This window comes from Kluyvera sp. 1366, from assembly GCF_054823405.1.
The window spans coordinates 47,807-69,270 of sequence record NZ_JBTRDW010000010.1; the positions used below are offsets into that span (position 1 = coordinate 47,807).

22 protein-coding genes are annotated in these 21,464 nt (G+C 56.1%); 9 read left to right on the top strand and 13 right to left on the bottom strand.

All coding sequences use genetic code 11. The features are described 5' to 3' along the window. The first annotated feature begins 32 nt into the window (after positions 1-32). Positions 33-2,111 (top strand): YccS/YhfK family putative transporter, encoded by a 2,079-nt coding sequence (locus ACVLVH_RS20560; protein WP_110867606.1) that lies wholly within the window; start codon positions 33-35, stop codon positions 2,109-2,111. On the opposite strand, the gene argD is transcribed toward ACVLVH_RS20560, so the two are convergent. Then, positions 2,108-3,328: a bifunctional acetylornithine/succinyldiaminopimelate transaminase gene (argD, locus tag ACVLVH_RS20565; protein ID WP_192414871.1), complete on the bottom strand. Its 1,221-nt coding sequence runs from the start codon at positions 3,326-3,328 to the stop codon at positions 2,108-2,110. The genes ACVLVH_RS20560 and argD overlap by 4 nt on opposite strands. A gap of 87 nt (positions 3,329-3,415) precedes the next feature. After that, on the bottom strand, positions 3,416-3,991 hold the full coding sequence (locus tag ACVLVH_RS20570) for an aminodeoxychorismate synthase component II (protein WP_192414869.1): 576 nt from the start codon (positions 3,989-3,991) through the stop codon (positions 3,416-3,418). A 148-nt stretch (positions 3,992-4,139) separates the two neighbouring features. On the opposite strand from ACVLVH_RS20570, the gene ACVLVH_RS20575 reads away from it, so the two are divergent. After that, a complete protein-coding gene (locus ACVLVH_RS20575; RefSeq protein ID WP_498950003.1) occupies positions 4,140-4,511 on the top strand; it encodes a type II toxin-antitoxin system RelE/ParE family toxin in 372 nt (123 codons plus the stop codon). Beyond that, on the top strand, positions 4,495-4,818 hold the full coding sequence (locus ACVLVH_RS20580) for a helix-turn-helix domain-containing protein (RefSeq protein ID WP_192236991.1): 324 nt from the start codon (positions 4,495-4,497) through the stop codon (positions 4,816-4,818). Before ACVLVH_RS20575 ends, ACVLVH_RS20580 begins: the two co-directional genes overlap by 17 nt. On the opposite strand, the gene ACVLVH_RS20585 is transcribed toward ACVLVH_RS20580, so the two are convergent. The 3 genes from ACVLVH_RS20585 to ppiA form a co-directional block, all read right to left on the bottom strand. Next, positions 4,810-5,412 carry a putative adenosine monophosphate-protein transferase Fic gene (locus ACVLVH_RS20585; protein ID WP_192236990.1) on the bottom strand — a complete coding sequence of 201 codons (603 nt, stop codon included), beginning with the start codon at positions 5,410-5,412 and terminating at the stop codon, positions 4,810-4,812. The genes ACVLVH_RS20580 and ACVLVH_RS20585 overlap by 9 nt on opposite strands. Continuing rightward, positions 5,402-5,572 (bottom strand): YhfG family protein, encoded by a 171-nt coding sequence (locus ACVLVH_RS20590; RefSeq protein WP_101762654.1) that lies wholly within the window; start codon positions 5,570-5,572, stop codon positions 5,402-5,404. Before ACVLVH_RS20590 ends, ACVLVH_RS20585 begins: the two co-directional genes overlap by 11 nt. A 98-nt stretch (positions 5,573-5,670) precedes the next feature. After that, a complete protein-coding gene (gene ppiA / locus ACVLVH_RS20595) occupies positions 5,671-6,243 on the bottom strand; it encodes a peptidylprolyl isomerase A (protein WP_008101803.1) in 573 nt (190 codons plus the stop codon). A gap of 262 nt (positions 6,244-6,505) precedes the next feature. Between ppiA and tsgA the strand changes: the two genes are divergently transcribed. Continuing rightward, complete coding sequence (tsgA, locus tag ACVLVH_RS20600) at positions 6,506-7,684, top strand: MFS transporter TsgA (protein ID WP_312464256.1); 1,179 nt, start codon at positions 6,506-6,508, stop codon at positions 7,682-7,684. Between the two features lie 33 nt (positions 7,685-7,717). On the opposite strand, the gene ACVLVH_RS20605 is transcribed toward tsgA, so the two are convergent. Continuing rightward, positions 7,718-9,001: a cytosine deaminase gene (locus tag ACVLVH_RS20605; protein WP_312464255.1), complete on the bottom strand. Its 1,284-nt coding sequence runs from the start codon at positions 8,999-9,001 to the stop codon at positions 7,718-7,720. A gap of 286 nt (positions 9,002-9,287) precedes the next feature. On the opposite strand from ACVLVH_RS20605, the gene nirB reads away from it, so the two are divergent. From nirB to ACVLVH_RS20630, 5 genes are all read left to right on the top strand, one after another. Continuing rightward, on the top strand, positions 9,288-11,828 hold the full coding sequence (gene nirB / locus ACVLVH_RS20610; protein ID WP_192414863.1) for a nitrite reductase large subunit NirB: 2,541 nt from the start codon (positions 9,288-9,290) through the stop codon (positions 11,826-11,828). After that, positions 11,825-12,151: a nitrite reductase small subunit NirD gene (gene nirD / locus ACVLVH_RS20615; protein WP_192414860.1), complete on the top strand. Its 327-nt coding sequence runs from the start codon at positions 11,825-11,827 to the stop codon at positions 12,149-12,151. The genes nirB and nirD overlap by 4 nt, the downstream gene beginning before the upstream one ends. A gap of 30 nt (positions 12,152-12,181) precedes the next feature. Continuing rightward, entirely contained in the window at positions 12,182-12,985 is an 804-nt protein-coding gene (gene nirC / locus ACVLVH_RS20620; RefSeq protein WP_101762659.1) for a nitrite transporter NirC, read from the top strand. Between the two features lie 44 nt (positions 12,986-13,029). Beyond that, complete coding sequence (gene cysG / locus ACVLVH_RS20625; RefSeq protein ID WP_498950004.1) at positions 13,030-14,394, top strand: siroheme synthase CysG; 1,365 nt, start codon at positions 13,030-13,032, stop codon at positions 14,392-14,394. A gap of 75 nt (positions 14,395-14,469) precedes the next feature. After that, positions 14,470-14,916, top strand: coding sequence for a hypothetical protein (locus tag ACVLVH_RS20630; protein WP_217549920.1), 447 nt, complete (start codon positions 14,470-14,472; stop codon positions 14,914-14,916). Positions 14,917-14,965: 49 nt separating this feature from the next. Here ACVLVH_RS20630 and trpS read toward each other — a convergent pair whose 3' ends face one another. The 7 genes from trpS to aroK all read right to left on the bottom strand — a co-directional run bounded on the left by trpS (position 14,966) and on the right by aroK (position 21,057). Next, positions 14,966-15,970, bottom strand: coding sequence for a tryptophan--tRNA ligase (trpS, locus tag ACVLVH_RS20635; RefSeq protein ID WP_101762662.1), 1,005 nt, complete (start codon positions 15,968-15,970; stop codon positions 14,966-14,968). Positions 15,971-15,985: 15 nt separating this feature from the next. Next, positions 15,986-16,663: a phosphoglycolate phosphatase gene (locus ACVLVH_RS20640; protein ID WP_101762663.1), complete on the bottom strand. Its 678-nt coding sequence runs from the start codon at positions 16,661-16,663 to the stop codon at positions 15,986-15,988. Next, entirely contained in the window at positions 16,647-17,330 is a 684-nt protein-coding gene (gene rpe / locus ACVLVH_RS20645; RefSeq protein WP_101762664.1) for a ribulose-phosphate 3-epimerase, read from the bottom strand. The genes ACVLVH_RS20640 and rpe overlap by 17 nt, the downstream gene beginning before the upstream one ends. 65 nt (positions 17,331-17,395) lie before the next feature. Continuing rightward, a complete protein-coding gene (gene dam / locus ACVLVH_RS20650) occupies positions 17,396-18,208 on the bottom strand; it encodes an adenine-specific DNA-methyltransferase (protein ID WP_101762665.1) in 813 nt (270 codons plus the stop codon). A 97-nt stretch (positions 18,209-18,305) separates the two neighbouring features. Next, positions 18,306-19,343, bottom strand: a complete 1,038-nt coding sequence (locus ACVLVH_RS20655) for an SPOR domain-containing protein (RefSeq protein ID WP_192236982.1) — start codon at positions 19,341-19,343, stop codon at positions 18,306-18,308. A gap of 64 nt (positions 19,344-19,407) precedes the next feature. Continuing rightward, entirely contained in the window at positions 19,408-20,496 is a 1,089-nt protein-coding gene (aroB, locus tag ACVLVH_RS20660; RefSeq protein WP_192236981.1) for a 3-dehydroquinate synthase, read from the bottom strand. Positions 20,497-20,535: 39 nt separating this feature from the next. Further along, positions 20,536-21,057, bottom strand: coding sequence for a shikimate kinase AroK (gene aroK, locus ACVLVH_RS20665; protein ID WP_008107887.1), 522 nt, complete (start codon positions 21,055-21,057; stop codon positions 20,536-20,538). Between the last annotated feature and the right edge of the window lie 407 nt (positions 21,058-21,464).

Sequence of the window (21,464 nt, forward strand, 5' to 3'; positions counted from 1 at the left end):
AACATCGCGCCGTTTCTATTTGCGATGAGCTGATGTGGCGCCGAATCATCTATCATCCCGAAGTTAACTATGCGCTGCGGCAAACGCTGGTGCTGTGCCTGCCTGTGGCTCTCGGTTGGCTGTTTGGCGATCTGCAAAAAGGTCTGCTGTTCTCGTTAGTGCCCGCCTGCTGCAACATGGCGGGACTGGATACGCCGCACAAACGCTTCTTCAAACGCCTGATTGTGGGTGGTTCGCTGTTTGCCACCGGCAGTTTCCTGATGCAAATCCTCACCGCTTACCAGATACCGCTGCCGCTGATTTTACTGGCGCTGCCGCTGCTGATTGGCGTAACCGGCGAAATCGGCCCGCTGCACGCGCGCCTGCTGCCCGCCACACTCATCGCCGCCATCTTTACGCTCAGCTTAGTGGGACGCATGCCGATATGGGTGCCGCCGCTGCTCTATATTGGCGGCACGCTGTGGTACGGCTTGTTCAACTGGTTCTGGTTCTGGCTGTGGAAAGAGCAGCCGATGCGCGAATCGCTCAGCCTGCTGTTCCGCGAGCTGGCGGATTACTGCGATGCCAAATACACCTTACTGACGCAGCTGACCGATCCGGAGAAAGCGCTGCCGCCGCTGCTGGCGCGCCAGCAAAAGGCGGTCGACCTCATTACCACCTGTTATCAGCAAATGCATATGCTGTCGGCGAGCCGCGATAACAGCCACAAACGCCTGACGCGCGCTTTCCAGGTGGCGCTGGATTTACAGGAACACATCTCCGTGAGTTTGCATCAGCCCGAAGAGGTGCAGAAGCTGGTTGAGGAGAGCCACGCCGAAGCGGTGATTCGCTGGAACGCCAAGATTATCTCGGCGCGGCTGCGCGTGCTGGCGGATGCGATTCTCTACCATCAGCTGCCGGACCGTTTTCACATGGAGAAACAGCTCGGCGCGCTGGAGAAAATTGCACGCCAGCATCCGGATAATCCGGTCGGCAACTTCTGCCTGTATCACTTCAGTCGCATCGCCCGCGTGTTGCGTACGCAGAAGCCGCTCTACACGCGTGACCTGATGGCCGATCGCCAGCGCCGTTTGCCGCTGTTGCCGGCGCTGCGCAGTTATCTGTCATTCAAATCCACCGCGTTACGCACCGCAGCCCGCTTCGCTGTGATGCTGATGTTTGGCAGCTCGCTGGCGCTGTTCTTTAACATCCCCAAACCTTACTGGATTCTGATGACCATCATGTTCGTCAGCCAGAACGGTTACAACGCCACGCGCGTGCGTATTCAGCACCGTGCGCTGGGTACTTTCGCCGGATTGCTGATCGCCGCCGCGTCGCTGCAGCTGGCGGTGCCGGAATCGATCACGCTGCTGTTTATGCTGGGGATTACGCTGGCGAGCTATCTGATCACGCGGAAATATTATGGCTGGTCGATGATTGGCTTTACCGTCACGGCGGTGTATTCGCTGCAATTGCTGTCGCTGAACGGCGCACAGTTTCTGCTGCCGCGCATGATGGATACCTTGATGGGCTGTTTAATTGCCTTCGCCGGGATGATTTGGCTGTGGCCGCAGTGGCAAAGCGGGCTGCTGCGCAAGAACGCGCATGATGCGCTGGAAGCCTATCAGGAGGCGCTGCAACTGCTGCTGGGGCCGGAACAGTCGCCCGATAAACTGGCTTATCAGCGCATAAAGGTTAATCAGGCGCACAACGCGCTGTTCAACTCATTGAACCAGGCATCGAGCGAGCCGGGCTTTAACCTGCAATATCTGAAAGATATGCGCATGTGGGTTACGCACAGTCAGTTCATCGTCGAGCATATTAATGCCATGACGATTCTGGCGCGCGAGCACACCATGCTGACATCGAAGCTGGCAGAAGGTTATCTGCAATCCTGTGAAATCGCGCTGCAGCGTTGTCAGCAGCGGCTGGCGTATGACGGTCCGGGCAACGACAGCAATATTCTGGAAGCGCCGGAGAATCTTAATGAAGGGCCGGTGACGATTGTCGAACAGCATGTGAAGCGGATCTTGCAGCACCTCAGCGTAATGCACACCATCTCTTCGCTGGCGTGGAGCCAGCGACCGCATCATGGCCGCTGGCTCAAGGTGTTACGTCCGAAAGCGGATTAAGCGGCCAGCACCTTCTCAATCGCGCTGGCGAAACGCGTCATGCCTTCGGCGATATCGGTCGGTTCAATCACCAGCGACGGCACAAAACGGATCACGTCAGTACCGGCGGTGAGAATCATCAGCCCTTCCGCGGCGGAAGCGTTGAGGATGTCACGCGCTTTGCTGGCGAACTGCGGCTTCAGCGCGGCACCAATCAACAGACCTTTGCCGCGAATCTCGCTGAAGATAGCGAATTTGCTGTCGATGGCTTGCAGCGCTTCAACAAACTGCTGACGACGCGCTTCCACACCTTCCAGCACTTCTGGCGCGTTGATGATGTCCAGCGCGGTTTCAGCGATGGCACACGCCAGCGGATTGCCGCCGTAAGTGGTGCCGTGCACGCCCGGCGCCATTACTGAGGCGATTTCGTTGGTGGTCAACATCGCACTCACCGGGAAACCGCCGCCCAGCGCTTTGGCGGTGGTGAGGATATCGGGCTTGATACCGTAATGTTCATACGCAAAGAGTTTGCCGCTGCGTCCCATGCCGCTCTGCACTTCATCCAGCACCAACAGCGCATGATGTTCATCACAGAGTGCGCGCAGGCCTTGCATAAATTCTGGCGTAGCCGGCATCACGCCGCCTTCGCCCTGAATCGGCTCGACCACGATGGCGCAGGTATGGTCGTCAATCACCGCTTTCACCGCATCAAGATCGTTGAACGGCACATGTACGATATCCGCCGGTTTTGGACCGAAGCCATCAGAATATTTCGGCTGGCCACCCACCGACACGGTGAACAGCGTGCGACCGTGGAAAGCGTTATGGAAGGCGATAATTTTGCTTTTGAACGGGCTGTGTTTTTTGCAGGCGTAATAACGCGCCAGCTTGAATGCCGCTTCATTGGCTTCCGCGCCGGAGTTACCGAAAAACACCCGATCGGCAAAGGTCGCGGCAATCAGTTTACTCGCCAGACGCAGCGCCGGTTCGTTGGTGAACACGTTGCTGGTGTGCCACAGCGTTTCGCCCTGCGTTTTCAGCGTTTCCACCAGCGCCGGATGACAATGGCCCAATGCAGTCACCGCGATACCGCCAGAGAAATCGATATACTCTTTGCCCTGCTGATCCCACACTCGGCTGCCTTTGCCTTTTACCGGCACAAACTGCGCAGGTGCATAAACAGGCAAAATTACGTTATCGAACGTTTCCCGGGTTACCGCTAGTTTTTCCGCTGCCATTGACGACCTCATCGGGTTATTTGTTGAGCTGATGTGAAATTATAATCACAAAATATGCATAAAAAGTCACACGAAGGCAAACATAAGTTACGCGTTGAGGAAATTAGCCAGCAGCTGATGCCCTTGCTCACTGAGGATGCTTTCCGGATGGAACTGCACGCCTTCCAGCGGCAAGCTGCGATGGCGGAAGCCCATGATCTCATCCGGCTGGCCGTCGCGCAGGCTCCACGCGGTGACTTCAAACTCAGCGGGCAGCGTATCGCGCGCCACAATTAATGAGTGATAGCGGGTCACGGTAAGCGGATTATTCAGATCACGAAACACACCTTGGTTGGTGTGCTGAATCAGCGAGGTTTTGCCATGCATCACCTGCCGCGCGCGTACCACCTGCGCGCCATAGGCTTGCGCAATCGCCTGATGTCCAAGGCAAACGCCGAGGATCGGCAAGCGCCCGGCAAAATGGCGAATAGCCGCGAGCGAGATGCCAGATTGATCCGGCGTACATGGGCCCGGCGAAATCACCAGATGCGTCAGCGGCAACGCTGCCATTTCATCCAGCGTAATGGCGTCGTTGCGCACCACACGCACATCCGCGCCCAGCTCGCAGAAGTATTGGTAGATATTCCAGGTAAAGGAGTCGTAGTTATCGATTAGCAGCAGCATAGTAGGTCGTAGCAGTGTGTCATTGCGGCAACTAGCGCAAGAAAGGTCGCAAAAAAGCCATGTTAACACCTTCAATCTTAATACCCGCTAGCTGACGAAAAAGATTCTGATTACTCTCGCACCCAGTGCTATATTTTGGAGAGTGACTATGTCAGCTACAACGCGAGTATTCAAAACCAAATGGTTCAGTAAGCAAGCCCGTCGGCATCTCATTGGCGATAAAGAACTTTGTCGGGCAATTGCAGCAGTAAAACTGGGTTGTGCCGATGATTTGGGTGGTGGCGTATTTAAAAAGCGTCTGCAGCAAAATCGCGATCGCGCCATCATTCTGGCCAAAGGGGGTAAAAACTGGATTTATACCTTTTTATTTGCCAAACAGGATCAGAGCAACCTGAGTGAAAGCGAACTTGAGGGCTTTCGTGAGCTGGCAAAACAATACTCGCTGATTTCGAATGAGACTCTGAATCGGCTGCTCGCCGTTCGGGAGTTAGTGGAGATGTGTCATGACCATAACGCGTAAATTTAAAAGTCCGGCTTTTGCAGCCATTCACAGCGCGGCATCCGGATTGTTTGAAGTAGATGCCATCAGCAAACAGAGCATGCGTGATTTTGATGAACGTTGCCTGAGCGATGTCGCCGCGCTCGATGCGCAGGCGATTAAGAACTTGCGCGAGAATTTGAATGTTAGTCAGCCGGTTTTTGCCCGCTATCTCAACACCAGTGTGTCAACCGTGCAGAAATGGGAAACCGGGGCTAAACGCCCCGGCGGAATCTCTCTTAAGCTGTTGTCCGTGGTGCAAAAACACGGGCTTGAAGTGTTACTGTAAAACCTTCGCCGGGCTCACCACTTTCGCAAACTGCGCGGTAAGCGGTGCCAGATCGCCGGCGACGCCCGCCGAGATCGCAGCGCGCCACGCATCGCGTTCGAGTGTTTCCCACGAAAGCTGATACCCGGCATGCAGTGCCAACTGCTCGAAGAAGATGCGCTGCGCGCGGCCATTGCCGGCGCGGAACGGATGCAGCACGAAGATCTCACAATAGTAATGTGCGATACGCGCCACGAAGGCTTCCTGCTCAAGGTCAGCCAGGCCGCGCTCTTCCTCCAGCGCCTGCATCAGCGTGTTGCCCTCTTTCTCGATGTATTCGCAATGACAATACGGCGTTTCATCGCGCCAGATATCAATGGTGCGCAATTCTCCCGCCCAGCTGTAGAGATCCTGAAACAGCGTGCGATGAATATGGCAAAGACGTGGCAACCCGATGCTGCGCTGGCCAAGTTCTAGCGTCGCCAGGCGCGCGGTGCTGAAAGCCAGTTCCGCTTTGCGCAGCTGGGCTTCATCATGAATATCGAGGCGATTCTTCAACACATTGTCGTTGTGCCACAAATAGGGATCGCGTACCGCTAAGCTGTTATCCACCATATTGCCTCCTCAGCGACTCGAGTCGCTCCTCAGCATGTTCGGCATCGATAAGAGCTTCGCTATAGGTATATCCGGCCAGTCGACAGCTGGCCTGGTAGCTCGCAGCACGGCGCTGCTGCCACAAAGTGGCTTTCTGTTTCTCAGTGAGTTTGCTAGTCATAGCGCCTCCGGCAAGCAATGAGCCCTAAGTATAAGCAGCAATTTTTTGCTTTGCCGGAGAGCCAATGACGCGCCATGCGAAAATGGCGCGTTTCAGAATCAAGGCAGGACTTTGGCGGAGAGGATAACAATCGGTTTTGACGGCACATTTTGGTACGGTCCCACATCTTTGGTAGGGACCTGCGCAATCTTGTCGATCACATCCTGGCCTTTCACAACTTTACCAAATACCGCATAGCCGAAATCACGCTGACCGTGATCGAGGAACGCATTATCGGCTACGTTGAGGAAGAACTGGCTGGTGGCGCTGTCTTTATCTGCGGTACGCGCCATCGAAATGGTGCCGCGCAGATTACGCAAGCCGTTGTCGGCTTCGTTCTTGATCGGCGCTACCGTTTGCTTCTGCTGCATGTCGGTAGTGAAACCGCCGCCCTGAATCATAAAGCCAGGAATAACGCGGTGGAAAATGGTGTTGTTGTAGAAACCATTGTTGACGTAATCAACGAAGTTTTTCACCGAAACCGGGGCTTTCTGGTTGTTCAGTTCGAGTTCAATATTGCCCGCAGAGGTGGTGAGCAGCACATGAGGATCGCCTTTTGCGGCGAGCGCGGCAGACGATACGGAAGAGAGCGCTAACAGGGCAACCGCCGCTGTCAAAGTACGTTTAAGCATGAAAGATTCCTTACCATGGAGAGCTAGCTCAAAAACGAGATTGATTGTAAAGAGCATGTGATCCAAGAGCCAGCGTTTTACCGATATTTACGCGGATGTTGCTATTGTCATACTTTTGCCGCCACGCAATCATTTGCGTGATGAAAATCACACTCTCAATGAAATATTTCCGCCTTGTTACACTCGTTGTTTATTAAGATCACAGCAACACTTACAATTCATGACACTTTTTGCCACCTTCGGCGCTTAACAGGTTCAGAACATGACAAACCGTAATCGCATTGGCCTTACCTGGATTAGCTATTTCTCCTATGCGCTCACCGGCGCACTGGTGATCGTTACCGGTATGGTGCTGGACAATATCGCGCAGTATTTCCAGCGCCCTATTTCAGAAATGAGCAACACCTTCACATTCCTCAATGCGGGCATTTTGGTGTCGGTGTTCCTGAACGCCTGGCTGATGGTGATTGTGCCGTTGAAGCGCCAGCTGATCTTTGGCTTTGTGCTGATGATCCTCGCCGTTGCCGGCCTGATGACCAGCCACGATCTCACCGTCTTCTCGCTGTGCATGTTCATCCTCGGCGTCGTCAGCGGCATCACGATGTCGATCGGTACCTTCCTGATCACCCATCTGTACGATGGCCGTCAGCGCGGCGCACGTCTGCTGTTTACCGATTCGTTCTTCAGCATGGCGGGCACCATCTTCCCGATCATCGCCGGAATCTTGCTGGCGCGCGCGTTGCCGTGGTATTGGGTTTACGCCTGCATCGGCATCATTTATGTCGCGATCTTTGTGCTGACGCTGTTCATTGAGTTCCCGGTGCTGAAAAGCGAAACCGCTAAGCCAGGCGTTGAGAAAGAGAAATGGGGCATCGGCGTGCTGTTCCTGTCGATTGCAGCACTCTGCTATATCCTCGGCCAGCTCGGCTTCATCTCGTGGGTGCCGGAATACGCTACCAAATCGATGGGCATGGATATCGCCGCTGCCGGTCAGCTGGTGGGTAACTTCTGGACCGCGTACATGGTCGGCATGTGGGTGTTCAGCTTCGTGCTGCGCTTCTTCGATCTGCAGCGCATCCTGATGGTGCTGGCGGCGCTGGCAACCGGCTTGATGTACTGGTTCGTCACCTCCAAAGACGCCAGCATGCTGCACTGGATCATCATGACGCTGGGCTTCAGCTCCAGCGCGATTTACACCACCATCATCACGCTGGGATCGCTGCAAACCAAAGTCTCTTCACCGAAGCTGGTGAACTTCATCCTGACCTGCGGCACCGTCGGCACCATGTTGACCTTCGTGGTAACCGGCCCAATCGTGGCGCAAGGTGGCGCACATGCTGCGCTCTCAACGGCTAACGGTTTGTACGCCGTGGTGTTTGTGATGTGTGTTCTGCTCGGCTTTGTGACCAAACATCGCCAGCACGGTCACGTCACCCACTAAGTTTGACGGGCGGACCGCAGTCCGCCCTGCTCTTCAACGTTTGAAGGTTACCGCTTCTTTTCCCGCTAAATAGATCTCGCTGCTGGCGGGCTGCGTCGCAGCGACCAACACACCTTTACGCACTGAATAACGCACCGGCACCTGACGCCGCACCGCATCAAATCCACTCTCCGCCGGCAGAATAATCAGACTGGCATCATTACCTGCCTCAATACCGTAATTCGCCAGCTGCAGGGTTTTGGCGCTGTTGGCGGTAATCAGCTGCAATCCATTATCAATCTGCTCGTAACCCATCAGCTGACAGACATGCAATCCCATGTGCAGCACCTGCAGCATGCTGGCAGTGCCGAGCGGATACCAGGGATCGAACACATCATCGTGGCCAAAGCAGACGTTGATATTCGCTTCCAGTAGCTCTTTCACCCGCGTGATGCCGCGACGTTTCGGATAGCTATCAAAGCGCCCTTGCAGATGGATATTCACCAGCGGATTGGCGACAAAGTTGATATTTGAGAGCTTAAGCAGACGGAACAGCCGCGACGTGTAGGCATTGTTGTAGGAGTGCATCGCCGTGGTGTGGCTGGCGGTGACGCGCTCGCCGTTGCCATCGCGGTGTGCCAGCGCCGCCACGGTTTCGACAAAGCGCGACTGCTCATCGTCGATCTCGTCGCAGTGCACATCCACTAGCCGATCGTAGCGATTAGCCAGCGCAAAGGTTTTATGCAGCGACTCCACGCCGTATTCGCGGGTAAATTCGTAGTGCGGAATCGCGCCCACCACATCCGCGCCCATGCGCAGCGCCTCTTCCAGCAACGCTTCGCCGTTCGGATAAGAGAGAATCCCTTCCTGCGGAAACGCCACAATCTGGATGTCGATCCACGGCGCCATTTCCGCTTTCACCTCCAGCATCGCTGTTAACGCGGTCAGCGTGGGATCGGAGACATCGACGTGAGTCCGCACATGCTGAATCCCGTTGGCGATTTGCCACTTCAGGGTTTGCTGCGCGCGCTGTTTCACGTCGTCATGGCTCAGTAGCGCTTTGCGCTCCGCCCAGCGCTCGATGCCTTCAAACAGCGTGCCGGATTGGTTCCAGGCGGGTTCGCCAGCGGTTTGCGTGGTATCGAGGTGAATATGCGGCTCGATAAACGGCGCGCTCGCCAGTCCGCCCTCCGCATCCAGCGCGTCAGGCTGGGCTGCAGTTTGCGGCGGCTGCGGGCGAATCTGCGCAATCTTGCCGTTGGCGATTTCGATCTGCCACAAGCCTTGCTGGCCCGCTAAGCGCAGGTTGTTGATCCACTTCAGTGACGGGTTGGCCATGCCGTACTCCTGTAAAACACAAAACCTAAAGCTAGCATGAAAAAGCCTGTCACCGCGGGCACATTCCGTAGCGGTGCAATTTATTGCGCGATGAATCGTGCCGCTACGGAATGTGCGGCGAAGAAATGATTAGGTAATTATCAACCAAATAAGCCACTTAACTAATTCGTTCAAAATCAGTTGCATAACTCGAAATAGGTATATAAGGGTGCGCTTGATGTATATCAATAAGTTCCAAAAGCGCCGCGCTAAGGTAGGCGCAGATACCGCAATTTTTGAGGCAAGCATGAGCAAGCACAGTGTCGTTATTATTGGCAACGGCATGGTCGGCCACCGCTTTATAGAAGAACTTATCGATAAAGATGAATCTAATCAGTTTGCGATAACCGTTTTCTGTGAAGAACCCCGCGTCGCCTATGACCGCGTCCACCTTTCCGCCTATTTTTCCCATCACACCGCCGAAGAACTCTCACTGGTTCGCGAAGGGTATTACGAAAAGCATCAGGTAAAGCTGCTGCTCGGCGAACGCGCCATCACCATTAACCGCGATGAAAAACTGATTCACTCGAATAGCGGTCGCGCGGTGCATTACGACACGCTGATTTTCGCCACCGGCTCTTATCCGTGGATTCCACCGATTACCGGCGCGGAAGGCAGTGATTGCTATGTCTATCGCACCATTGAAGATCTCAACGCCATTGAAGCCTGTTCACGCCGCAGCAAACGCGGCGCGGTAATTGGCGGCGGACTGTTGGGACTGGAAGCGGCAGGCGCGCTGAAAAACCTCGGCGTCGAAACCCACGTCATTGAGTTCGCGCCGGTGCTGATGGCAGAACAGCTCGATCCGCAAGGCGGCGAGCAGCTGCGTCGTAAGATCGAGCAGATGGGCGTATGCGTTCACACCGGCAAAAACACCCAGCAGATCGTCCATCACGCGCAAGGCGGTAAAACGCTGGAGTTTGCTGACGGCAGCGCGCTGGATGTCGATTTTATCGTCTTCTCCACCGGCATTCGCCCGCAAGACAAGCTGGCCAAACAGTGCGGCCTGCAGCTGGGCGCGCGCGGCGGTATCGCCATTGACGATCATTGCCAGACCAGCGATGCGGATATCTTCGCCATTGGTGAGTGTGCCGCCTGGCAGAACCGTATTTATGGCTTAGTCGCGCCGGGCTACAAAATGGCGCAGGTCGCCAGCGATCGGCTGGTTGGCCGCGACAACGCGTTTGCCGGAGCAGATATGAGCGCCAAGCTGAAACTGCTGGGCGTTGATGTCGGTGGCATTGGTGATGCGCATGGCCGCACGCCGGGCGCGCGCAGCTTCGTGTGGCTCGATGAGCAGAAAAATATCTATAAGCGCCTGATCGTCAGCGAAGATAACCGCACGCTGCTGGGCGCGGTGCTGGTCGGTGACACCAGCGATTACGGCAATCTGCTGCAGCTGGCGCTGAATAACATCGCGCTACCGGAAAATCCGGCGTTGCTGATCCTGCCTGCGGGCAGCGGCGAGAAACCGGTAATGGGCGCTGATGCGCTGCCGGACAGCGCGCAAATCTGCTCCTGCTTCGACGTCAGCAAAGGCGATATCGTCAGAGCGGTGCAAGGCGGTTGCCACACCGTCGCGGCACTGAAAACCGAAACCCGCGCCGGCACCGGCTGCGGCGGCTGTATTCCGTTGATTACTCAGGTGCTGAACGCTGAATTGAGCCGTCAGGGCATCGAAGTGAACAATCATTTGTGTGCGCACTTCCCCTATTCGCGTCAGGAGCTTTATCACCTGATTCGCGTGGAAGAGATCACATCGTTCGACGCGCTGCTGGCGAAATATGGTCAGGGCTACGGCTGCGAGGTGTGTAAACCGACGGTTGGTTCACTGCTGGCTTCCTGCTGGAACGAATATGTGCTGAAGCCACAGCTCGCACCGCTGCAGGACAGCAACGATCTGTTCCTCGGCAATATTCAGAAAGACGGTACTTACTCGGTGATCCCGCGCTCGGCCGGAGGCGAAATCACGCCGGAAGGATTGATGGCGATTGGCGCCGTGGCGCGCCAGTACAATCTCTACACCAAAATCACTGGCTCGCAGCGTATTGGCCTGTTTGGCGCACAGCGCGACGATCTGCCGGCGATCTGGACGCAGCTGATTGCTGCCGGTTTTGAAACCGGACAAGCGTATGCCAAAGCGCTGCGCATGGCGAAAACCTGCGTCGGCAGCGTCTGGTGCCGCTTTGGCGTAGGCGATAGCCTCGGCTTCGGCATTGAGCTGGAGCATCGCTACAAAGGCATTCGTACCCCGCACAAGATGAAGTTTGGCGTCTCCGGCTGCACGCGCGAATGCGCCGAAGCGCAGGGCAAAGACGTGGGTATCATCGCCACCGAGAAAGGCTGGAACCTGTATGTGTGCGGCAATGGCGGCATGAAGCCACGTCACGCCGATTTGCTGGCTGCCGATCTTGATCGCGATACGCTGCTGCACTATCTCGACCGCTTCATGATGTTCTACATCCGCACCGGCGATCGCCTGCAGCGCACCTCGCTGTGGCTGGAAAGCATGGAAGGCGGCATTGACTATCTACGCAGCGTGATTATTGATGACAAACTCGGTCTGAATACGCAGCTTGAAACGGAGCTGGCGCGTCTGCGCGCGGCAGTGGAATGTGAATGGACCGCGACGCTGCAGGATCCGCAGCAGCAGCGTCACTTCCGCACTTTCATCAACAGCGATCGCCGCGATCCGCTGGTACAGCACATCAACCAACGCGATCAGCATCGTCCGGCGCAACCCGCCGAGCGCATTGCGGTCACTCTGATTGAGGAGATCGACGCATGAGCCAGTGGCATTCGGTGTGTGAACTCAGCCAAATTCTGCCTGCGACCGGCATATGTGCGCTGATCAAAGGCCAGCAGATTGCCCTCTTCCGTCCGCACGACGATGAGCAACTCTACGCCTTGAGCAATATCGATCCTTTCGCCCAAGCCAGCGTGTTGTCACGCGGTCTGATTGCGGAGCACCAGCAGGCGCTGTGGGTGGCGAGTCCACTGAAGAAACAGCGCTTCCGCCTGAGCGATGGCTTGTGTCTGGAAGACGAAGCGTGCTCGGTGGCGAGCTATCCGGTGCGCGTTCGCGATGGCAAGGTCGAGATCTGCGCCTGACAGCATTCCTTTACTTTATGAGACGTCACTATGTTTACTGACACCCTGAATAAATGCGCCGCCAACGCGGCGCGCATTGTGCGTACGGCGCAGCACAGCCCGCAGGCCTTCTGGATCAGCTCGGCGATGGCGGGCGCTTACGTTGGCCTGGCGATTATCCTGATCTTCACGCTCGGCAATCTGGTCGATCCGGCTTATCGTCCGCTGCTGATGGGCGCGACTTTCGGTATCGCTTTAACGCTGGTGATCATCGCTGGTTCCGAGTTGTTCACCGGCCACACCATGTTCCTGACCATCGGCGTCAAAGCCGGCAGCATCAAGCAAGGCCAGATGTGGTGCGTGCTGCCGCAAACCTGGCTGGGTAATCTTGTCGGTTCAGTATTCGTCGCGCTGATTTATTACTATGCGGCGGGTCCGCTGCTGCCAAATGCCGGATCGCTGCTGCACAGCGCGGCGCTGGCAAAAACCACGCAGCCAGCCATGGCGCTGTTCTTTAAAGGCGCGCTCTGTAACTGGCTGGTCTGCCTGGCGATTTGGATGGCGGTGCGTACCGAAGGCACGGCGAAGTTCATCGCCATCTGGTGGTGTTTGCTGGCGTTCATCGCTTCCGGCTACGAACACTCGATTGCCAACATGACGGTCTTTGCGCTGTCGTGGTTTGGTCAGCATAATGCCGACTTCACGCTAAGCGGCATCGGCCACAACCTGCTGTGGGTGACGCTGGGCAATATGTTCTCCGGCATGGTGCTGATGGGCCTCGGTTACTGGTACGCCACACCGCAGGCGCAGCGCCCGCAGGCCGAAGCGCAAGCCGCGCCGCTCAAAACCGCATAACACTTTTTCAGCCCGCCTTGCGCGGGCTTTTTTCAGGATGAGCTATGGACTACTTTCCGCTGTTTTGCCGCCTGCAAGGCAAGCGCTGTTTGCTGGTGGGCGGTGGCGATGTGGCAGAACGCAAAGCGCGTTTGCTGTTGGACGCCGGTGCCAATTTGCAGGTTGGCGCGCTGGATTTCTCTCCCGCTTTTCAGCAGTGGGCACAACAGGGAAAGTTGACCTTACTCCCCGGCGCGTTTGACGAGCGCTGGCTCGCGGGTTGTTGGCTGGTGATTGCCGCCACCGATGATGATGCGGTGAATCAGCAGGTTGGCGATGCGGCTGAGCGGCGGCGCATCTTTTGCAATCTGGTGGATGCGCCGCAGGAAGCCAGCGCGATTATGCCGTCGATTGTCGACCGTTCGCCGCTGATGATCGCCGTGTCATCTGGCGGTCGCGCGCCGGTGCTGGCGCGTTTGCTGCGTGAAAAACTTGAAGCGATGCTGCCACAACATCTGGGTGAATTAGCGTCCTTAGCCGGATCGTTGCGCAATCGTGTGAAGCGTAGCTTTAACAGCATGGCGCAGCGGCGCGCTTTCTGGGAGCGCTTCTTCGTGAGCGATCGTCTGGCGCAAACCCTGGCGAATGGTGATCGACCACGCGCCGAGCACATTGTCGAGACCTTGTTCGATGCGCCGCTGTCGCAGCAAGGCGAAGTGGTGCTGGTAGGCGCCGGGCCGGGCGATGCGGGGCTGCTGACGTTGAAAGGTTTGCAGCACATCCAGCAGGCCGATGTGGTGGTGTATGACCGCCTGGTCTCGGCGCCGATTCTTAATCTGGTCCGCCGCGATGCGGAGCGCATCTTTGTCGGCAAACAAGCCGGCAATCACTGCGTACCGCAATCGCAGATCAACCAGGTTTTACTTGAGCAGGCGCAGAGCGGCAAGCGGGTGGTGCGACTAAAAGGTGGCGATCCCTTTATCTTCGGCCGCGGCGGTGAAGAGCTGGAACTGCTGGCGCAGCACAACATCCCGTTTAGCGTGGTGCCGGGCATCACCGCCGCCTCGGGCTGTTCTGCTTACAGCGGTATTCCGCTGACGCATCGCGACCACGCGCAGAGCGTACGTTTCGTCACCGGCCATTTGCAGCAGCATGGCGAAATCGAGTGGCGCAAGCTGGCGGCTGAACAGCAAACGCTGGTGTTCTATATGGGGCTGGCGCAGGCGCCGGAAATTCAGCAGCAGCTGTTGCAACACGGCATGGATGCTGCGATGCCGGTGGCGATCGTGCAGAACGGCACCACGCCGCAGCAGCGCGTTAAGACCGCAACGCTGGCGGAACTGGCTACGCTGGCGCAGCAGTTTGCCAGTCCGGCTCTGATTATCGTTGGGCGCGTGGTGGAACTGCGTTCTCAGTTACGCTGGTTCTGAAACGGCAAAAAACTGTACAGCGCTGCGCTTTGTCGCCAGGCTATGGGCCATCTTTCTCGTCAATAAGGAGTTTCCATGCGCGTTGCTTCACGGGTTTGCGCGTTGTTATTGCCGTTAAGCGCGGTTGCTACCGCCGCACCGGTTACCTGGTCGAACGTGGTGGGTGAATGGCAGGTGGTGGCGGTAACGCCTAAGAAGGAAGTCGGTCAGCTGTATATCAAGAATGATCCACAGTTTATGGGCGCGCGCGTGGCATTTAAGCCGAATGCGATCACCTGGACGCGCGGTACTGCTGAGCGCAGCATCAATCCTTCCGTCGATAACTGCAACGCTAAACCGCGCCTGAGCGCCGCCAATGGCGCGGGCCAGGATCGTGATTTCACCTTCCGTTACGGTTTCAATGTGAGTTGTGGCAACCAGGCGTGGGGACCTGCGCCGGGCGCGGTGATCAGCGTGCTGGCTGACGGTAACGCCCGCCTGTTCTGGGATGGCGCGGAACTGGCGTTACATCGCATCAAATAAAAAACGGCGGGTCAAATGACCCGCCGTTCTGTTCTATTCCGCAAACCGCTTACGGCTGTGCGACAAAACCTACCGCTTCATACACTTTCTTCAGCGTTTCCTGCGCATGAGCGCGGGCTTTTGCTGCGCCATCGCGCATCACCTGATTCAGCAACTCTTCATCGTTACGGAAACGATGATAGCGCTCCTGCAGCTCGGTCAACATACCGGAAACCGCTTCAGCCACTTCACCTTTCAGATGGCCGTACATTTTTCCTTCGAACTCTTGCTCCAGCTGCGCAATGGTTTTACCGGTCACGCCCGCAAGAATATCCAGCAGGTTTGATACACCGGCTTTCTCTTTGACGTCGTAGCGCACCACTGGCGGCTCGGCGGAGTCGGTTACCGCACGTTTGATCTTCTTCACCACCGCTTTGGTGTCTTCCAGCAGACCAATCACGTTGTTACGGTTGTCGTCTGACTTGGACATTTTTTTGGTCGGCTCAAGCAGCGACATCACGCGTGCACCCGATTTCGGAATGAACGGTTCAGGCACTTTGAACACATCGCCGTACAGCGCATTGAAACGCTGGGCGATATCGCGGCTCAGCTCCAGGTGCTGCTTCTGATCTTCGCCAACCGGCACCTGATTGGTTTGATACAGCAGGATATCGGCCGCCATCAGCACCGGATAATCAAACAGGCCTGCGGTGATGTTTTCCGAGTAGCGCGCGGATTTATCTTTGAACTGCGTCATGCGGCTCAGCTCGCCAAAATAGGCGTAGCAGTTCAGCACCCAGCTCAGCTGCGCATGCTCTGGCACGTGCGACTGTACAAAGATGGTGCTCTTCGCCGGGTCGATGCCGCAGGCAAGATAGAGCGCTAAGGTATCCAGCGTGGCTTTACGCAGCGCGGTTGGATCCTGACGTACGGTGATGGCGTGCAGATCGACGATGCAGTAAATGCAGTGAAAATCATCCTGCATCTGCACCCACTGACGCAGCGCACCCATATAGTTGCCAATGGTCAGTTCACCGGAAGGCTGGGCGCCGCTGAAAACGATGGGTTTGCTCATGTTATGTCCTGATAATCACAGCCCGATAGCGGGCAAAAGTTCGTCAAAAGAGTCGAGAGTTAAATCGGGTTGGCTGGTAGCAATCGGCTCGCCGTAGTTGTAGCCGAATGTCATACCGATGTTCGGTACGCCTGCCGCCTGGGCCGCGAGAATATCATTGCGAGAATCGCCGACAAACAGTAATTGTCCCGGAAGCACGCCAAAATGGCCAAGGACGAGGAAAATGGCCGCTGGATGGGGCTTTTTCACAATTACGTCGTCACCGCCGATAATCTGCGTGAAGTACTCAGCAATCCCGAGCGACTTCAGCAGCGGCGCCACAAATGGCGTTGGCTTGTTGGTGACGATCGCCAATGGCAGGCCTTTCGCCTGCAAGGCCGCCAGCGTCTCTACTACCTGCGGGAACAGCGTACTGCCCGCTTCTACCGTTTGCGCGTAATACTTGTCAAACAGCGCACGCGCATCGCGTTGCTCTTCGGCATGCGGCTCGCGTCCCAGCGCCCAGGTCAGCGCGCGGGTCATCATCACGTCAGCGCCGTTACCAATCCAGGTAGAAGCCAATGCCAAACCCGGCGGCGGCAGCTGCAGATCGCTCAGCGCATGATCGATGGCTTGTGCCAGGCCCGGCGCGCTATCGACCAGCGTACCGTCGAGGTCAAACGCCAGCGCGCGGATATCAGTGAAATGAGCCATTAACTTTCTCCAGTTCGCCACGCATCTCATCGATCACTTTTTTGTAATCCGGATGACCGAAGATCGCGGAACCGGCAACAAACATATCGGCACCGGCGGCAGCAATCTGGCCGATGTTATCGATTTTCACGCCCCCATCCACTTCCAGACGAATGTTGTAGCCACTCTCATCAATCAGGCGACGCGCCTGACGCAGTTTGTCGAGCGTACCGGGAATGAAGGATTGACCGCCAAAGCCTGGGTTCACCGACATCAGCAGAATGATGTCCAGCTTATCCATTACATAATCGAGGTAGTGGAGCGGCGTCGCAGGGTTGAACACCAGACCCGCTTTGCAACCATGCTCTTTGATCAGCTGCAGCGTGCGATCAACATGCTCGCTGGCTTCCGGGTGGAAAGTGATGAAGGTGGCGCCCGCTTTAGCGAATTCCGGGATCAATGCATCCACAGGTTTAACCATCAGATGCACATCAATAGGTGCAGTGATGCCGTAATCGCGCAGCGCTTTAAGCACCATCGGCCCCATCGTCAGATTGGGAACGTAGTGGTTATCCATCACATCGAAATGGACCACATCACCACCTGCCGCCAGCGCTTTGGCCGTGTCTTCACCCAAACGCGCGAAGTCAGCAGCCAGAATTGATGGGGCCAGTAAAAATTGTTTCATCCGATTCTCCCAATTTTGTGCGCCAGCCTGAGCTGGCGTAATGCCTTGGTCGCGGACGAAACAGGCTAGCGGAAAAGCGCTAGCAGTTCGTCGACTTGCGTGCGACCACTTATGCTTCGGCTGATGGAACGCCGGGCTTTGACTATGTGTAAATCCGCATTCTGATACCACTCACGCGTGAGTACCGTATCGTGGTTTGAAATCAGTACCGGGATGCGATTTTGCTGCGAAAGCTTATTGGCTAACTCAGCCAGATGCTGCTGCTCGCGCAGACTAAAACTGTTGGTGTGGTAAGCGGTAAAATTCGCTGTCGCCGAAAGCGGGGCATACGGCGGATCGCAATAAACCACTGAGCCTTCAACGGCGTTGTTCAGAGTAACATCGTACGATTCACAGACAAAGGTCGCTTTTTGCGCCCGTTCGGCAAACCAGAGCAGCTCCGCTTCCGGGAAGTACGGCTTGCGATACCGGCCAAAAGGCACGTTAAACTCACCGCGCAAATTGTAGCGGCACAGACCGTTATAACCGTGGCGATTGAGATACAGAAACAGCACCGCGCGCTGATATTCATCTTTGCTCGCATTAAAGGCGATGCGCTGCGCGTAGTAGGTTTCTGCAGTGTTGCCTTCGGCGTTGAAAAGCTGTCGCGCGTCTTCAATGAAAGCCGCGGTACGCGTTTTGACGATGTTATACAGATTGATGAGATCACCGTTGATGTCCGCCAGGTGATAGCGGTCATAGTCGGTGTTGAGGAACACGGAACCGGCGCCGACAAAGGGTTCGATTAGACAATCACCTTGTGGCAAATGACGACGGATGTCATCGAGGAGCGGGTATTTCCCTCCGGCCCATTTCAGGAAAGCGCGATTTTTTTTCATGCTGTCGTGGTTATTACATCTTAATTATTGGCTGTGGTGGAACCGACAGCAGCTCTGCGCTTTAAACGGGGCCGCATTTTTGCGGCCCCACATCTCATTACTGGCTTTCTTTCTTCACCTGGCTAAGCGGTTTTACCCACGGATTGGCCGCACGCACTTCCGCTGGCAGCGATGCCACGGCGCGTTTCGCATCGGCTGGCGTGGCGTAAGCGCCGCTCACCAACACATACCAAGGTTCGCCGTTACGCGTGGTTTTATACACGTGATAACCACTCAGGTTCTGTTTTCTCGCCCAGGCGTTCAGGCTCTCTTCTTTCGACGCACCGCTCAACTGCAGCGTGTAGTTCCCGCCCGACGGCAACGATTTGCTGGCACCGCTCGCACTGGCAGGCGCGGGATTACGCGTCGCGGTGGTGCGGGTGTTGTTCTCTTTCACAGCTGCTGGTTTAGTGGCGGTCGGTGTTTTATGCGGCGTCGACGCGTGCGTCTCGCGTGTACCGTTGTTGCTGGTGCGCGCGGGGGTTTCTGAACGCATGGCTGGCGGCGTGATCGCTTTACCGTTGCCGCTGACTGTGGCTGGCGCGGTTGGCAGCGAGCTATTACCCTGCGCGCCTTGTGCTGCGGCATCGACAGAACCTTGCTGATTGTTCAGCGCACTATTGAGATCGCCCGGCAGCGTGACACGTTGTTGATTAGCTGGCGTATCCACAGGCGCAGCTTGCGTCGGCGTCGAGGAGACTGATGGCATCGAGATGGATTGACCATCGCTGCCCGCTGGTGCAGTTGTGCCCGCGGTGTTTTGCGCTACGCTGCCTTCAGCAGAAGGCGTGGCGTTTTGCTGGCCGCTCATGGACGTCGATCCCGAAAGGTCGATGTTCTTTTCGCTGCCACCGGCAGAAGGTGCCGCGCCATTATTTGCGGTATTGGTTGCAGGTTTCTTCTCGTCTGGGCCGGTTAATGCTGAACCAATCCCCAGCACCACCAACAGCAGAACCAAAATACCAATGCCCATCATCATATGTTGACGGGAAACCGGTACTTTCACTTTCGGCGCAGAAGACGATTTGCGTGGCCGCGTCGGACGGCGGTCACTGGCGTCAGGTTTTAACTCGTCTTCCGGTTTGAACTCATCCATTTAGCCTCCTCCGTAAAACGACGCGCTTCCCACACGCCGCATCACCACTCATCACTTCTAATAATCAGGGTTTCTGGCAATCGTTGATTGCTGCCAGCACCATATCATGAGCCACACCGCCACGCACTTCAGAGCGGCCAATAGCGAGAGGCAGCACCAGACGCAGCTCGCCCGCCAGCACTTTCTTATCGCGCATCATGTGTGGCAAATAATCTTCCGCCGCCATGCTCGCCGGGCCATGTACAGGCAAACCAGCACGCAGCAGCAGTGCGATAATGCGATCGGTTTCAACCGAGGTGAACTGCCCTAAACGTTCAGCGGTACGTGCGGCCATCACCATGCCAGCCGACACCGCTTCGCCGTGCAGCCAGTTGCCGTAGCCCATGTGCGCTTCAATCGCATGACCAAAAGTATGGCCCAGATTGAGCAGTGCACGTACGCCGGTTTCGCGCTCATCAGCCGCAACCACTTCTGCTTTTAGCTCGCAGCAGCGACGGATGCAGTAAGCCAGGGCTTTTTCATCCAGCGCCAGCAGAGCATCAAGATTTTGCTCTAGCCACTGGAAGAATTCGCCATCAAGGATAATGCCGTATTTGATCACTTCCGCCAGACCGGACGCTAGTTCGCGCGGTGGCAGAGTGGTCAGGCAATGGGTATCCACTACGACAGACGCGGGCTGATAAAACGCCCCAATCATGTTTTTGCCGAGTGGATGGTTTACCGCGGTTTTTCCACCGACGGAGGAGTCAACCTGAGACAACAACGTGGTCGGCACCTGAATAAAGCGCACGCCACGCTGATAGCTGGCTGCAGCAAATCCGGTTAAGTCACCAATCACGCCACCACCGAGTGCAATCAACGTGGTATCACGACCGTGCGGCTTTTTCAGCAGCGCGGTGAACACCTCGTCCATGACCGCCAGGGTTTTGTACTGCTCACCATCAGGCAAAATGACCTGATCTACCTTAATGCCGGCATTGCTGAGCAGCGCTGACAGGGGTTCAAGATAGATCGGCGCCAGGGTCTGGTTTGTCACCAGCATGGCATTGTCGCCTGCTTTGAGCGGCCAAAAAGAAGCCGGATCGTTAAACAGTCCGGCAGCGATGGTGATGGGGTAACTGCGATCCCCGAGTGAGACAGTGATCTTCTCCATGATGACCGATACCTATTGCTGAGCCCTCAGGGCGCTGGATTAGTTCTTTTCCAGCATGTTGATGATCTGATTGGCCACCACTTTTGCACTCTGATCGTCAGTGCGAATAGTGACATCAGCGATCTCTTCATAAAGCGGATTACGTTCACCAGCTAGCGCTTCCAGTACTTCGCGCGGCGGTGATTCAACCTGCAACAGCGGACGCTTTTTATCACGCTGGGTTCGTGCAAGTTGCTTTTCGATGGTGGTTTCAAGGTATACGACCACACCGCGGGCGGAGAGACGATTACGGGTCTCGCGGGATTTGACTGAGCCGCCACCGGTCGCGAGGACAATGCCTTGCTTCTCGGTCAGCTCATTAATGATCTTTTCTTCACGATCGCGGAAGCCTTCTTCGCCTTCCACATCAAATACCCAGCCTACATCCGCTCCGGTGCGTCGCTCAATTTCCTGATCGGAATCGAAAAATTCCATATTGAGTTGCTGAGCCAACTGACGACCAATAGTGCTTTTGCCGGCACCCATCGGCCCAACCAGAAAGATATTGCGTTTCTCTGCCATTTTATCGGTATTACTAAGAATTCGTTGATGATACCCCGCGTTCAGCATAGCTGGCGGGACAGGAACTGAGACCTCATGAGCGTTAACAAGAGTCAGACGGAAAATTATCTCAACACTCATGGCCGTTTGGCAACCGAATAAATTGCCCCCGGCGACCTCTTAACAGGACCGGTCTGTGGTTCGCGAGACGGTAACGCACCTCCGCTGATCCGCTATATTTCGTGCTACAGGCACGCTGGCCGGGGTCATCCACTGTCATCGCTTACCGATGTAAGCACAGTGCATTCACTCATTTAACGTCTTACTGGAGCTCGAATTATTTTGGCGATATTTCTTTTGACGTCAGTATCGCTTGTGACTAACGTCATTCGGAAGGTTATTCTGCCGCGTTCCGTTACACCGTTTTG